This window comes from Streptomyces brasiliensis (assembly GCF_014647875.1).
Lineage (GTDB): Bacteria > Actinomycetota > Actinomycetes > Streptomycetales > Streptomycetaceae > Streptomyces > Streptomyces brasiliensis.
On the sequence record NZ_BMQA01000052.1, the window covers coordinates 1 to 14,458 of the forward strand.

Annotated in this window: 12 protein-coding genes and 1 riboswitch; of the genes, 11 read left to right on the top strand and 1 reads right to left on the bottom strand. The window is 69.1% G+C overall.

From position 1 onward, the window contains the following. Positions 1–169 precede the first annotated feature (169 nt). From clsA to IEZ19_RS39310, 10 genes are all read left to right on the top strand, one after another. Positions 170–778: a cardiolipin synthase ClsA gene (clsA, locus tag IEZ19_RS39265; RefSeq protein WP_189316183.1), complete on the top strand. Its 609-nt coding sequence runs from the start codon at positions 170–172 to the stop codon at positions 776–778. A gap of 114 nt (positions 779–892) precedes the next feature. Continuing rightward, complete coding sequence (locus tag IEZ19_RS39270) at positions 893–3,388, top strand: mannose-1-phosphate guanyltransferase (protein ID WP_189316213.1); 2,496 nt, start codon at positions 893–895, stop codon at positions 3,386–3,388. A gap of 167 nt (positions 3,389–3,555) precedes the next feature. Next, a complete protein-coding gene (locus tag IEZ19_RS39275) occupies positions 3,556–4,395 on the top strand; it encodes a DUF881 domain-containing protein (protein ID WP_229841327.1) in 840 nt (279 codons plus the stop codon). After that, a complete protein-coding gene (locus IEZ19_RS39280; RefSeq protein WP_003988855.1) occupies positions 4,392–4,724 on the top strand; it encodes a small basic family protein in 333 nt (110 codons plus the stop codon). Before IEZ19_RS39275 ends, IEZ19_RS39280 begins: the two co-directional genes overlap by 4 nt. A 5-nt stretch (positions 4,725–4,729) precedes the next feature. Then, positions 4,730–5,566 (top strand): DUF881 domain-containing protein, encoded by an 837-nt coding sequence (locus tag IEZ19_RS39285; RefSeq protein WP_189316185.1) that lies wholly within the window; start codon positions 4,730–4,732, stop codon positions 5,564–5,566. 130 nt (positions 5,567–5,696) lie between these two features. Beyond that, positions 5,697–6,584, top strand: coding sequence for a zinc-ribbon and FHA domain-containing protein (locus IEZ19_RS39290; RefSeq protein ID WP_189316186.1), 888 nt, complete (start codon positions 5,697–5,699; stop codon positions 6,582–6,584). A 43-nt stretch (positions 6,585–6,627) separates the two neighbouring features. Further along, positions 6,628–7,365 (top strand): transcriptional regulator FtsR, encoded by a 738-nt coding sequence (gene ftsR / locus IEZ19_RS39295; protein WP_189316187.1) that lies wholly within the window; start codon positions 6,628–6,630, stop codon positions 7,363–7,365. 86 nt (positions 7,366–7,451) lie between these two features. Next, positions 7,452–7,925 carry a bifunctional nuclease family protein gene (locus tag IEZ19_RS39300; RefSeq protein WP_189316188.1) on the top strand — a complete coding sequence of 158 codons (474 nt, stop codon included), beginning with the start codon at positions 7,452–7,454 and terminating at the stop codon, positions 7,923–7,925. A gap of 261 nt (positions 7,926–8,186) precedes the next feature. After that, positions 8,187–8,831: a MerR family transcriptional regulator gene (locus tag IEZ19_RS39305; protein ID WP_189316189.1), complete on the top strand. Its 645-nt coding sequence runs from the start codon at positions 8,187–8,189 to the stop codon at positions 8,829–8,831. A gap of 81 nt (positions 8,832–8,912) precedes the next feature. Then, complete coding sequence (locus IEZ19_RS39310) at positions 8,913–10,325, top strand: DNA polymerase IV (protein WP_229841329.1); 1,413 nt, start codon at positions 8,913–8,915, stop codon at positions 10,323–10,325. Positions 10,326–10,777: 452 nt separating this feature from the next. Here IEZ19_RS39310 and IEZ19_RS39315 read toward each other — a convergent pair whose 3' ends face one another. Further along, the gene (locus IEZ19_RS39315) at positions 10,778–11,149 is read right to left on the bottom strand and encodes a PRC-barrel domain-containing protein (protein WP_189316190.1); all 372 of its coding nucleotides are present in this window, start codon (positions 11,147–11,149) and stop codon (positions 10,778–10,780) included. A gap of 114 nt (positions 11,150–11,263) precedes the next feature. Beyond that, positions 11,264–11,359: riboswitch (glycine riboswitch) on the top strand. 174 nt (positions 11,360–11,533) lie between these two features. Here IEZ19_RS39315 and gcvP point away from each other — a divergent pair. After that, positions 11,534–14,419 (top strand): aminomethyl-transferring glycine dehydrogenase, encoded by a 2,886-nt coding sequence (gene gcvP, locus IEZ19_RS39320; protein ID WP_189316191.1) that lies wholly within the window; start codon positions 11,534–11,536, stop codon positions 14,417–14,419. Positions 14,420–14,458: the final 39 nt, after the last annotated feature.

Sequence of the window (14,458 nt, forward strand, 5' to 3'; positions counted from 1 at the left end):
CCTTACAGCGCCGATGGTACTGCAGGGGGGACCCTGTGGGAGAGTAGGACACCGCCGAACTCCCTTTGAAGCTCTGGCTCTTGGGCATACAGCCCAGGAGCCAGAGCTTTTTTGCGTTGAGGTAAGGTCAGGGGGCATCGTTGGTTCGTTTCCCACAGGAGGCCCCCGGGTGGAGGTCCAGGAGACCCGTGTCCAGACGGACCGGGTCCTCACCATCCCCAACATCCTCAGCATGGCGCGGCTCGTCGGCGTACCCGTCTTCCTGTGGCTCATCCTCAGGCCGGAGTTCGGCGGTCCCAAGAGCGACGGTTGGGCTCTCCTGGTGCTCGCGCTGAGTGGAATCAGTGACTACCTGGACGGCAAACTCGCGCGCCGCTGGAACCAGATCAGCAGCCTCGGCCGGCTTCTCGACCCGGCCGCTGACCGGCTCTACATTCTTTCGACGTTGGTCGGGCTCACCTGGCGCGAGATCCTGCCCCTGTGGTTGACCGCCGTACTGCTGGCGCGCGAACTGGTTCTGCTGGTCATGGTGGGCATCCTCAGGCGGCACGGCTATCCGCCGCCGCAGGTGAACTTCCTGGGGAAGGCCGCGACCTTCAATCTCATGTACGCGTTTCCGCTGCTGTTGCTCAGTGACGGAAGTGGATGGATCTCGTCACTCGCTGCTATTTTCGGATGGGCGTTCGCAGGGTGGGGTACAACGCTCTACTGGTGGGCAGGAGTGCTCTACGTGGTGCAAGTCCGCCGTCTGGTCCGTGCGGACGCCATGTCCGATTGAGCTCGGCGATTGTCCGGACGTAGTGGCTCGATGGCCCTCGACGGAAAAGTGCGGGACAATCTTGACGGGTGAAGTCGGCTAGACCGTCGTCTCTTGGAGGAGGACGCTTCCGACATGAAGGCCGTCGTGATGGCCGGTGGCGAAGGCACTCGCCTTCGCCCAATGACCTCGAGCATGCCCAAGCCGCTCCTGCCTGTGGCGAACCGCCCCATCATGGAGCATGTGCTGAGGCTGCTCAAAAGGCATGGGCTCACCGAGACCGTTGTAACCGTGCAGTTCCTGGCCTCGCTCGTCAAGAACTACTTCGGTGATGGCGAGGAGCTCGGAATGGAGCTCACCTATGCCAATGAGGAGAAGCCACTCGGTACCGCCGGAAGCGTCAAGAACGCCGAAGCGGCGTTGAAGGACGATGCTTTCCTGGTCATCTCCGGTGATGCACTGACCGACTTCGACCTCACCGAGCTGATCAATTTCCACAAGGAAAAGGGCGCGCTCGTCACCGTGTGTCTGACGCGAGTGCCCAATCCGCTGGAGTTCGGCATAACCATCGTCGACGAAGAAGGAAAGGTCGAGCGCTTCCTCGAGAAGCCGACCTGGGGGCAGGTCTTCTCCGACACGGTGAACACGGGCATCTATGTCATGGAGCCCGAAGTGTTCAGCTATGTCGAGCCGGACGTTCCCGTCGACTGGTCCGGTGATGTCTTCCCGCAGTTGATGAAGGAGGGCAAGCCGGTCTACGGCTATGTAGCCGAGGGGTATTGGGAGGACGTCGGCACGCACGAGTCGTACGTGAAGGCGCAGGCGGATGTGCTCGAAGGCAAGGTCGACGTCGAACTCGACGGCTTCGAAATCTCGCCCGGTGTGTGGGTGGCCGAGGGTGCGGAAGTGCATCCCGATGCCGTGCTCCGCGGTCCCCTCTACATCGGCGACTACGCCAAGGTCGAGGCGGGCGCCGAAATTCGCGAGCACACCGTCGTCGGATCCAACGTGGTCGTGAAGAGTGGCGCGTTCCTGCACAGGGCCGTCGTGCACGACAACGTGTACGTCGGGCAGCACAGCAATCTGCGGGGCTGTGTCGTCGGAAAGAACACCGACATCATGCGGGCGGCCCGGATCGAGGACGGCGCGGTCATCGGTGACGAATGCCTGATCGGTGAAGAATCGATCGTTCAGGGCAACGTACGCGTCTATCCCTTCAAGACGATCGAGGCCGGCGCCTTCGTCAACACCTCGGTCATCTGGGAATCCCGGGGCCAGGCCCACCTGTTCGGCGCCCGCGGGGTGTCCGGGATCCTGAACGTGGAGATCACGCCCGAACTGGCCGTGCGGCTGGCCGGCGCGTACGCGACCACGCTCAAGAAGGGATCCACTGTCACCACGGCCCGCGACCACTCCCGCGGCGCCCGGGCGCTCAAGCGGGCGGTCATCTCGGCTCTTCAGGCCAGCGCCATCGACGTACGGGATCTGGAGAACGTCCCGCTGCCCGTGGCCCGGCAGCAGACCGCGCGCGGCAGCGCCGGCGGCATCATGATCCGGACCTCGCCGGGTGTGCCGGACTCCGTCGACATCATGTTCTTCGACGGACAGGGCGCCGACCTCTCCCAGGGCGGCCAGCGGAAGCTGGACCGGATATTCGCGCGGCAGGAGTACCGGCGTGCGTTCCCCGGCGAGATCGGCGACCTGTACTTCCCGGCCAGTGTGTTCGACTCGTACACCGGGTCGTTGCTGCGGAACGTCGACACGACGGGGGTCGCCGAGTCGGGCCTCAAGGTCGTCGTGGACGCCTCCAACGGCAGTGCCGGGCTCGTCCTGCCGAGCCTGCTCGGCAAGCTCGGGGTCGACTCGCTGACCATCAACCCCGGTCTGGACGAGGCGCGGCCCACGGAGACCGCCGATGTGCGGCGGTCGGGGCTGGTGCGGCTCGGCGAGATCGTGGCGTCCTCCAGGGCCGCGTTCGGTGTCCGGTTCGACCCTGTGGGCGAGCGGCTGTCCCTGGTCGACGAGAGGGGCCGCATCATCGAGGACGACCGGGCGCTGCTCGTGATGCTCGACCTGGTGGCCGCAGAGCGGCGCAGCGGGCGCGTGGCGCTGCCGGTGACCACGACCAGGATCGCCGAGCAGGTGGCCGCGTACCACGGCACCCAGGTCGAATGGACCACGACCTCTCCCGACGACCTCACGCGCGTGGGGCGCGAGGAAGGGACCATTTTCGGCGGTGACGGCAAGGGCGGGTTCATCGTCCCGGAGTTCAGCGGCGTCTACGACGGTACGGCGGCCTTCGTCCGGCTGATCGGACTGGTGGCGCGCACCCAGCTCACTCTCAGCCAGATCGACGCCCGGATCCCGCGGGCGCACGTCCTCAAGCGGGACCTGGCGACCCCGTGGGCTGTCAAGGGTCTGGTGATGCGGCGTGTCGTCGAGGCGGCCGGAGAGCGCTCCGTCGACACCACGGACGGTGTGCGGGTCGTGGAGGCCGACGGACGCTGGGTGATGGTGCTGCCCGACCCGGCCGAGGCGGTCACCCATCTGTGGGCCGAGGGCCCCGACGATGCCTCTGCGCAGGCCCTTCTCGACGAGTGGTCGGCGATCGTGGACAGCGCCGGGCGGTAAAACGGTCTGCACGCGTGCGTGCCGGACAAGTGTCCCCAAGGGGGCCTGTCCGGCACGCCGGTGGGGCCATTCGGAGGTACTGGTCGCGACATGCGACGATGTGCGGCATGCCGCAGCAACCCCCCGTTCGGAGCACACCCGCGCGGCCTCCGCGTCCGGACGCCTCCATGTCGTTGATCACCAACGTCATGGACCACAGCCTCGACGACGGGTACGCCGAGGCCGCCGCCCGGAAGGAGAACTGGGGCGAGGGCGGCATGCCGAAGACTCTCAGGGCCAAGCTCGGTCTCGCGGCCGGTCTGGTCCTCGCCGCGCTCGTCGTGACCGTTGGTGCGGCACAGGCACGCGTGGCCGCGCCCGTCGTCGCCAAGGAGCGCCAGGAGCTGATCGACCGCATCGACCAGGAGACTGCGGCGGCGGACAAGCTCGAGGGCACGGTGGACGAGCTGCGCGACGACGTCAGTGCCCGTCAGCGGGCGGCACTGCGGACGAGCGGCGGCAGCGCGCAGGCGGATCTGGTGGGCGTGCTGTCCGGCGCCACGGCGGTGCACGGCCCCGGTGTGAAGCTGGTCGTGAACGACGCCAAGGAAGCCAGCACAGGCGGCGACGGCACCAACCCCCGCGAGACCTCCGGCTTCTCCGACACCGGCCGGGTGCGCGACCGCGACATGCAACGCGTCGTGAACGGACTGTGGGCCTCCGGTGCCGAGGCCGTCTCCATCAACGGGCGGCGACTGACCGCCCTGTCCGCGATCAGGGCCGCGGGTGACGCGATACTGGTCGACAACAAGCCGCTGGTGCCGCCCTACACGGTGCTGGCGGTGGGGGACGGGAAACGGCTGAGCAACAGGTTCCAGAACAGCGCCGACGGGCTGTATCTGAACGCCCTGGAAGAGAACTTCGGGATCCGGACCGGTATCTCCACGGAGAGTGACCTCCGGCTGCCCGCCGCACCGAGTGTGATCGTACGTACCGCACAGCCGAGCACTGAGAAGGGCACATCGTGATCGCCGTACTGGGCCTCGTCGTGGGAGTCGTGGCCGGCCTGTTGGTCCGGCCTGAGGTTCCGGCGGTCGTCGAGCCTTATCTGCCGATCGCCGTCGTCGCGGCGCTCGACGCCGTCTTCGGCGGCCTTCGGGCCATGCTCGACGGCATCTTCGACGACAAGGTCTTCGTGGTGTCGTTCCTGTCGAACGTCGTCGTGGCCGCCCTGATCGTTTTCCTGGGCGACAAGTTGGGCGTCGGTGCGCAGCTGTCCACCGGTGTGGTGGTCGTCCTCGGTATCCGTATCTTCTCCAACGCCGCGGCGATCCGGCGGCACGTGTTCCGGGCGTGAGACCGATGAGCAACCAGGACGAGCAGCCGGAGAACAGGCTGCGCAGGGAACTGCCCGAAGAGGTGCCCGCGTCGGTCCCCGAACACGGCCAGGCTGCCCAGGAGGCGCCGGAGTCGGCGCTGACCGGTCGCCAGCGGCTGGTCAAGGGTCTGTGGCCGCCGCGCGTCAGCCGGGCCCAACTCATCGTCGCCGTGCTGCTGTTCGGCCTCGGCTTCGGCCTCGCCGTGCAGGTGGCGTCGAACAGCGACAGCGACAGCGCGCTGCGCGGCGCGCGTCAGGAAGATCTCGTTCGCATCCTGGATGAACTCGACGACCGTACTCAGCGTCTTGAGGACGAGAAGACGGGACTCGAGAAGCAGCGTCAGGAACTGCAGAGCAGCTCCGACCAGGCGTCGGAGGCGCGCAAGCAGACGGCCGAGAAGGAGCGGCAACTCGGCATTCTGGCGGGCACCGTGGCCGCCGAGGGTCCCGGCATCACGATGACGATCGACGACACGAAGGGGACGGTCCAGGCGGACATGCTGCTCGACGCGATCCAGGAGCTGCGCGCGGCCGGCGCGGAGGCGATCGAGGTGAACGGGGTACGGGTCGTCGCGGGCACCTATCTGACCGACTCGGGCAAGACGGTGAGCGTGGACGGGAACAAGATCAACGCCCCTTATCGTTTCAAGGTCATCGGCAAGCCGCAGGACCTCGAACCGGCGCTCAACATTCCCGGAGGCGTGGTGCAGACTCTTGAGAAGGAGCAGGCCACCGTGACCGTGGAGCGCTCCACCAAGATCGTCGTCGACGCCTTGCGAGCGGCGAAGCGGCCTGACTACGCTCGGTCGTCCTCGCAGTGAACCGGCGGTGCATGGGGGACGTCCGGCAGGGGCATGAGGTTGCGGGGGGTCGGCGCACCGAACGGGAGGTGCGTGGTGGAAACTGTCTGGTGGATACGGACGTTGTGAAGATGTCCGGGTCGGCCGGTGTATGCAATCAGGGTTCGTCCTGCCCCACGGGCGGGTCTGTTTCGGTCAAGGGGAATCGCCCGTGAAGTTGTTTGCGAAGTTGTTCGGCAAGAGCGCGCGAGAGGGCAGCGACAACGCGACCGCTCGTCATCGCGCACAGCCCGACGAAGGCCGGCGCCCGCTGTTCCGCGACCAGGTGGCTGGTCCGGGCGGTGACATTTCCGGAGGCCAGGGCGCGCCGTCTGTTGACCCTGCCCAGCCCGGCGGCATAGGTTTCGGGCAACCGCCAACCTCAAGTGCGGGTGGAGGGTTTGCCCCCGACCCGTACGCGTCCAATGCCCCGGCGGGGCAGCCGTGGCAGGAGGATCCGTCCATGTCGGTCCTGGTGTGTACGAGGTGCGGTAACCGCAACGCGCAGAACGCCCGCTTCTGTTCCAACTGCGGTGCGCCGCTGCGTGCCGGCGCGAGCCCGGAGCGTGCGTCCGAGACGACGTCCACCATCTCCATCTCCGGTCTCGAGGCCTACGATGCGGAGGTCACCGGTCAGACCCAGGTGCCCACGCTCTCGCCCGAGGCGCAGGCGGCCGTCGACGCGCTGCCGGTCGGCTCCGCGCTCCTGGTGGTGCGTCGCGGTCCCAATTCCGGCAGCCGATTCCTGCTGGACGGTGAGCTGACCACGGCCGGCCGCCATCCGCAGAGCGACATCTTCCTCGACGACGTGACGGTCTCGCGTCGCCATGTGGAGTTCCGGCGCTCTCCGGACGGTTCCTTCACGGTGGCCGACGTGGGCAGTCTGAACGGCACGTACGTCAACCGCGAGCGGATCGACCAGGTCGCTCTGTCGAACGGTGACGAGGTGCAGATCGGCAAGTACCGGCTGGTGTTCTACGCGAGCCGGCAGGGCATCTGACCTCCCTCGGACTCCGTCCGTGGGAGGACCCCGGGGAAGGTCCATGCTGCGAACACCGAGCGGCGGTGCCGGACACGGCCCCGCCGCCATGGACGGCGAGCTGATGAGCATCGGCACGGTGCTCAACGTGCTGCGAGACGAGTTCCCCGAGGTGACCATCTCCAAGATCCGCTTCCTGGAGTCGGAGGGCCTCATCGAGCCGCAGCGGACTCCTTCGGGGTACCGCAAGTTCAGTGCCGGGGACGTCGAGCGCCTGGCGCATGTGCTCAGGATGCAGCGGGACCATTATCTGCCGCTCAAGGTCATCCGGGAGTACCTGGACGCCCTGGAGCGCGGTGAGGCCGTCCAGTTGCCGCTCGTGGGGCGCCAGCGGGAAGGACGGGCGCTCACGGAGCCGCCCGAGGCGCCCGCGGCGGCCAGGATCGGGCGGCACGAGCTGTTGGCGGCTGCGGAGATCGAGGAGAGCGACCTGCGGGAATGGGAGTCCTACGGGCTCATCGCTCCGCTGGAGGACGGGGCCTACGACGCGGAGGTGGTCACCGTGGCCTCGCTCGTCGCCGAGCTGGGGCGGTTCGGGATCGAGCCGCGCCATCTCCGGGTGATGAAGGCCGCCGCCGACCGCGAGGCAGGGCTCGTCGACCAGGTGGTTGCCCCCCTCAAGCGCCACCGCAATCCGCAGACCAGGGCCCATGCCCAGGAGCGTGCGGAGGAGCTGGCTGCGCTCACCGTCAGACTGCACGCCGCCCTCGTGAAGACCGCGCTCGGCGTGCATCTGCCATGAGTGGCGCGGGCGTCCCGGGCGCCGGATCCGGCGCCCGTTCCCTGCCCGACTACCCAAACGTCCCGGGCACGGCCTAGGGTTGCTGTGTGAACGAGCTCGATGTCGTAGGTGTCCGGGTGGAAATGCCCTCCAACCAACCGATCGTGCTCCTGCGTGAAGTGGGCGGCGACCGGTACCTCCCCATCTGGATCGGTCCGGGGGAGGCGACGGCGATCGCCTTTGCCCAGCAGGGGATGGCGCCCGCGCGACCGCTGACCCACGACCTTTTCAAGGACGTGCTGGAAGCCGTCGGCCAGGAGCTCAGCGAAGTGCGCATCACGGACCTGCGTGAGGGCGTCTTCTACGCGGAACTGGTCTTCGCCAGCGGCGTCGAGGTGAGTGCGCGCCCGTCCGACGCCATAGCGCTGGCCCTGCGCACCGGAACGCCGATCTACGGCAGCGACACGGTGCTCGACGACGCCGGCATCGCGATTCCGGACGAGCAGGAGGACGAGGTGGAGAAGTTCCGGGAGTTCCTCGACCAGATCTCGCCCGAGGACTTCGGGACCAGCAGCCAGTGAGACGGCCGGTCGGCCCGGCGGATCCATGGTCCGCTCCGAGTCACCCCGGACCCGGCGCACGCCGACGCCGGGCAATTGCCAGGGGCCATTGAGAGCGTCCTACGCCTCCCCGCGAGCGCATTCGGCTAGCCTTTCCCCGCGGTGGGGCACGGAAAACCACTCCTAGGGTGATTATCACTCGGCGTGCCGAGTGTGGCGATCGTTGACGCACCCCTGGTGACTGCCTACCGTCGAGAAGGCAGGTCAAGGACGGAGGTCGGCGTGAGCAGCAGCGGCGACGGTACGGCTGGGGGTGCCCCCGGACGCGGTTTCGGGGAGCGCGGTCCGTACCAGCTTCACGGAAGCGCGGCTGATCACGCCCCGCAACGGCCGACGGCCGTGCCGAGCGGCGGAGGGGCGGCGTCCATGGCGTCCGAGGAGATCGGTTACCGCGGTCCGACGGCCTGTGCGGCCGCCGGCATCACCTATCGACAGTTGGACTACTGGGCCCGTACGCGGCTCGTGGAGCCGAGTGTACGGCCCGCCTACGGGTCGGGCACGCAGCGGCTGTACAGCTTTCGTGACGTCGTCGTCCTGAAGATCGTGAAGCGGTTCCTGGACACCGGGGTCTCGCTGCAGAACATCCGCACCGCTGTCCAGCACCTCAGGGAACGCGGTTTCCGCGACCTTGAGCGCATGACGCTCATGAGTGACGGCGCCACCGTCTACGAGTGCACCTCTCCCGACGAGGTCCACGCCCTGCTCCAGGGCGGCCAGGGCATCTTCGGGATCGCCGTGGGCGTGGTGTGGCGGGACGTGGAGAGCGCCCTCTCCCAGCTGCACGGAGAGCGGATCGACACCGGTGAGACACTCGTCGGCCACAACCCGGCGGACGAGCTGGCGCGGCGGCGCAACCGAGCCGTCTGAGGGGACGGTCCCGCAGGACCCATGGTCGTGCCCCGGCCCTGTGCCGGGGCATTGTCAGTGGTGTGGTGCAGCATCGGAGATGTGAGAAACGCGCCCACGATCCTGCATCTCGACATGGATGCCTTCTTCGCCTCGGTGGAGCAGGCGTCCAAGCCGAGCCTGCGCGGGAAGGCCGTCGTCGTGGGCGGGCTCGGGCCGCGCGGGGTGGTCGCCACCGCGTCGTACGAGGCACGGGTCTTCGGAGTCCACTCGGCGATGCCCATGGCGCAGGCGCGCAGGCTGGCTCCGAACGCCGCGTATCTCGTGCCGCGCTTCGGTCTCTACCGGTCGATCAGCGAGCAGGTGATGGCGCTGCTGCGGGAGCTGTCGCCGCTGGTGGAGCCGCTGAGCCTGGACGAGGCATTCGTGGACCTGGAGGCCGGGGGAACGGCCTGGGACGAGCCGTCGGCGCGGCTGGCCGGGGTGAAGCTGCGCGCGGACATACGGGCTGCCACGGGGCTCACGGGGTCGGTGGGGCTCGCCGCCTCCAAGATGCTCGCGAAGATCGCCTCCGAGGAGGCCAAGCCCGACGGGCTGGTGCTGATCGAGCCGGGCACGGAGCGGGCGCTGCTCGGCCCGATGTCGGTGCGGACCCTGCCGGGGGTGGGACCGGCGACCGGGGACCATCTGCGGCGCGCCGGGATCACCACAGTCGACGAACTGGCCGAGGCGGGGGAGGACGAGTTGGTACGGCTGGTCGGAAAGGCCCATGGACACGCCCTCTACGCCATGGCGCTGGCGCAGGACGAGCGGCCCGTGGTGGCCGAGCGGGAGACCAAGTCGGTGTCGGTCGAGGACACGTACGACGTGGACATCCACGACCGGATCCGGGTCGGTCTCGAGGTGCAGCGGCTGGCCGACCGGTGCGTGCGGCGGCTGCGCGGGGCCGGGCTGTCGGGCCGGACCATCGTGCTCAAGGTGCGGCGGTACGACTTCTCGACCCTGACCCGGTCGGAGACGCTGCGGGGGCCGACGGACGATCCGGCGGTGGTGCGGGAGGCCGCCTCGCGTCTGCTGGACTCTGTGGACACCACGGGTGGGGTGCGGCTGCTCGGGGTGGGCGTGTCCGGCCTGGCCGACTACACGCAGGAGGACCTGTTCGCCCAGGCGGCGGGGGTGCGGGCCGACCCGGCGGCGGAGGAGACGGTGGCGGAGCCCGTGGCCGAGGAGACGCCTGCCGAGCGGCACTGGCCCTCGGGGCACGACGTGCGCCACACGGAGTACGGGCATGGCTGGGTGCAGGGCAGCGGGCTGGGCCGGGTCACCGTGCGCTTCGAGACACCCGACTCGGAGCCGGGCCGGGTTCGGACGTTCCGCGTCGACGACCCCGACTTGGAACGCGCGGATCCGCTGCCGCTGGTTCCGGCGGGAGAGGCTGGCGGCGAGAGGGCGGCTGACGTGCGCCTTGAGGGTGCCGCGAACGGTGTGGGCGCCGCGGCGGGTGATGTGGAGTGAGACGGAAGGCACCGGTGGCCAGACGCGGGCGTGCGACGGGGGAGTCCGGGCGGCGCCCGTAGGGGGTCTGGACCGAGACCGGTTGACTGGGTCCGTGAACGGTGCGCGGCGCGAGTCGCGAGTGGGATCCGGGGGTGTGCGGGGCGGGTGGGCCGTTGGGGGATTCGGGGGTGCATGGACACGACGAGCCGTGGGCGGGACCCGAGGGGTATGCGGGGCGGTGCAAGGTGTGAGCGGGTTCAAGGAGCGCGCGAAGCCGGCAGCCCGCTGGGGGCCCGAAGCGATGCAGGGTGTGGGAGTCGCGCGGGTGTGCGCGGTGTCGGATTCGTGAGCGGATCAGCTGGATGGTGTGTTTCTGACGAGTTCTGGGCCTTGGCCGTAGCGCTGAGGGAAGTCGGAGAGCGTCCGTGGGCGAGGGCAGCGCTACCGGCCGGGCGGGGGGTCCATCGGGGTCAGGTTTCGTCCGTGCCCGCCAGCTTGCCGAAGTCGTGGTCGGGAACCTTGGGGGCCGGGGCCACGTCCAGGCCGTAGTGGTGGTAGAGCTGGAGTTCCTGTTCCGGTGAGAGGTGGCGGCCCACGCCGAAATCGGGAGCGTCCTTGATGAGGGCGCGTTCGAAGGGGATGCGCAAGGTGCCCTCGATCAGCTCGCTCGGCTCGAGGGGGACGAAGGCGTCGCGCGAGAAGAGACCGGTGCGTATGGCCGCCCACTCCGGCACGCCCGTCGCATCGTCGAGGTACACCTCGTCGATCGTGCCGATCTTGGTGCCATTGCGGTCGAACGCCTTGCGGCCGATCAGGTTGCGCGGATCGATGTCGGTCTGCACGGGCCCTCCTCTTGGTCGCAAATCATCCGTAAGCACTACAAAAGAGCACATTCGCGAACGCGGCCACTCGAAGCCCCGGCGTTCGGCCTCGCTGGTACTCTGGCAAGCGGCTGCTGACCCCGTGCGGGAGAGTCCTCCGGAGATCACCGGAGGCGCCGAAGGAGCAAATCCTCCCCGGAATCTCTCAGGCCCACGTACCGCACGGACGAGGTCACTCTGGAAAGCAGAGCGGGTGTCGACGGCTTCCGCTCTCACCGACGGTGAAAGCCGGAGCCTTCGGGCATCCGGTGAAGCTCTCAGGTTGAGATGACAGAGGGGGAGGCCGTCGGGGTACCCGCGCCGGGGTGCCCCTCGAAGGTCGCGTCAGACCAGGAGGCCGCCGCCATGACCGCCCCTCGCATTCCGCTCTCCGAGCTCGAACAGGGCATCCCCTTCGAGCAGCGCCACATCGGGCCCGACCAGGAGGCGCGGGCCAAGATGCTCGCGCAGGTGGGTTACGGCTCCCTCGACGAGCTGACCGCTGCCGCGGTGCCGGATGTGATCAAGAACGCCGACGCGCTGGACCTGCCGGACGCGCGCACCGAGGCCGAGGTGCTGGCCGAACTGCGCTCCCTCGCGGACCGCAACCAGGTCCTCGGCTCGATGATCGGTCTCGGGTACTACGGCACCTTCACGCCGCCCGTCATCCTGCGCAACGTCATGGAGAACCCGGCCTGGTACACGGCCTACACGCCGTACCAGCCGGAGATCTCCCAGGGCCGCCTCGAAGCTCTGCTGAACTTCCAGACCATGGTCGCCGACCTCACCGGGCTGCCGACCTCGGGCGCCTCCCTCCTGGACGAGGGCACCGCGGCCGCCGAAGCCGTGGCGCTGTCCCGGCGCATGGGCAAGAACAAGAAGGGCCTCTTCCTGGTCGACGCGGACGCGCTGCCGCAGACCATCGCGGTCATCGAGACCCGCGCCGAGCCGGCCGGCGTCGAGGTCGTCGTCGCCGACCTGAGCGACGGCATCCCGGCCGACATAGCCGCGCGTGAGATCAACGGCGTGCTGATCCAGTACCCGGGTGCCTCCGGCGCCGTACGTGACATCAAGCCGGTCGTCGACCAGGCGCACGAGCTCGGCGCGCTCGTCACCGTCGCCGCCGACCTGCTCGCGCTCACCCTGCTGACCTCGCCCGGCGAGCTGGGCGCCGACATCGCCGTCGGCACCACGCAGCGCTTCGGCGTGCCGATGGGCTTCGGCGGGCCGCACGCCGGCTACATGGCCGTCCACGAGAAGTTCGCGCGCAGCCTGCCCGGCCGCCTCGTGGGCGTGTCCGTGGACGCCGACGGGCACAAGGCGTACCGCCTCGCCCTCCAGACGCGTGAGCAGCACATCCGCCGCGAGAAGGCGACCAGTAACATCTGTACCGCGCAGGTGCTCCTCGCGGTGATGGCGGGCATGTACGCCGTCTACCACGGCCCCGAGGGCCTGAAGTCGATCGCGCGGCGCACCCACCGCTACGCCACGATCATCGCCGCCGGGCTCACCGCGGGCGGGGCCGAGGTCGTCCACGGCGCCTACTTCGACACCTTGACCGTAAGGGCCGCGGGCCGGGCCGCCGACATCGTGGCCACCGCGCGCGACAACGGGGTCAACCTGCGCCTCGTCGACGCCGACACCGTGTCGATCGCCTGCGACGAGACCACCACGCGCGCACAGCTCGGCGCCGTATGGACCGCGTTCGGGGTCGAGGGAGACATCGAGGCGCTCGACGCCGCCGCCGAGGACACGCTGCCGGCCGCACGGCTGCGCACCTCCGGCTTCCTCACGCACCCGGTCTTCCACCAGCACCGCTCCGAGACCGCGATGCTGCGCTACCTGCGCAAGCTGGCCGACCGCGACTACGCGCTCGACCGCGGCATGATCCCGCTGGGCTCCTGCACCATGAAGCTCAACGCGACCACCGAGATGGAGCCGGTCACCTGGCCCGAGTTCGGGCAGCTGCACCCCTTCGTGCCCGCGGAGCAGGCGCAGGGCTACCTCACGCTCATCCAGGAACTGGAGGAGCGGCTCGCGGAGGTCACCGGGTACGACAAGGTGTCGCTGCAGCCCAACGCCGGTTCGCAGGGCGAGCTGGCCGGTCTGCTGGCCGTCCGCGGCTACCACCGCGCCAACGGCGACGAGCAGCGCACCGTCTGCCTCATCCCGTCCTCCGCGCACGGCACCAACGCGGCCAGCGCCGTCATGGCCGGCATGAAGGTCGTCGTCGTGAAGACCGCCGAGGACGGGGAGGTCGACGTCGAGGACCTGCGGGCGAAGATCGAGCAGCACCGCGACGAGCTGGCCGTGCTGATGATCACGTACCCGTCGACGCACGGTGTGTTCGAGGAGCACGTCGCAGACATCTGTGCCCAGGTCCACGAGGCCGGCGGCCAGGTCTACGTCGACGGCGCCAACCTCAACGCCCTGGTCGGCCTCGCCAAGCCCGGCCACTTCGGCGGCGACGTCTCGCACCTGAACCTGCACAAGACGTTCTGCATCCCGCACGGCGGCGGCGGTCCGGGCGTCGGCCCGGTCGGTGTGCGCGCACACCTCGCGCCGTACCTGCCGAACCACCCGCTGCAGCCGTCGGCCGGTCCGGAGACGGGCATCGGCCCGATCTCGGCCGCGCCGTGGGGCTCGGCCGGCATCCTGCCGATCTCGTGGGCGTACGTCCGGCTCATGGGCGGCGAGGGCCTCAAGCGCGCCACACAGGTGGCCGTGCTCTCCGCGAACTACATCGCCAAGCGCCTCGAGCCGCACTTCCCCGTGCTCTACACCGGCCCCGGCGGGCTGGTCGCGCACGAGTGCATCATCGACCTGCGCCCGCTGACCAAGGCGACCGGCGTGACCGTGGACGACATCGCCAAGCGGCTGATCGACTACGGCTTCCACGCACCGACGATGTCCTTCCCGGTGGCCGGCACGCTGATGATCGAGCCGACCGAGTCCGAGGACCTGACCGAACTGGACCGGTTCTGCGAGGCGATGATCGCCATCCGCGCGGAGACAGAGAAGGTCGGCTCGGGTGAGTGGCCCGCGGACGACAACCCGCTGCGGGGCGCCCCGCACACCGCGGCCGCGCTGGGCGGGGAGTGGGCGCACGCCTACAGCCGTGAGGAAGCCGTCTTCCCGGCCGGTGTCTCGGCCGCCGACAAGTACTGGCCGCCGGTGCGCCGTATCGACCAGGCCTTCGGCGACCGCAACCTGGTCTGCTCCTGCCCGCCGCTGGACGCGTACGAGGACTGATCCAAGCACTCAGCGAGGGCTCCCACCCGGTCGCCGGGC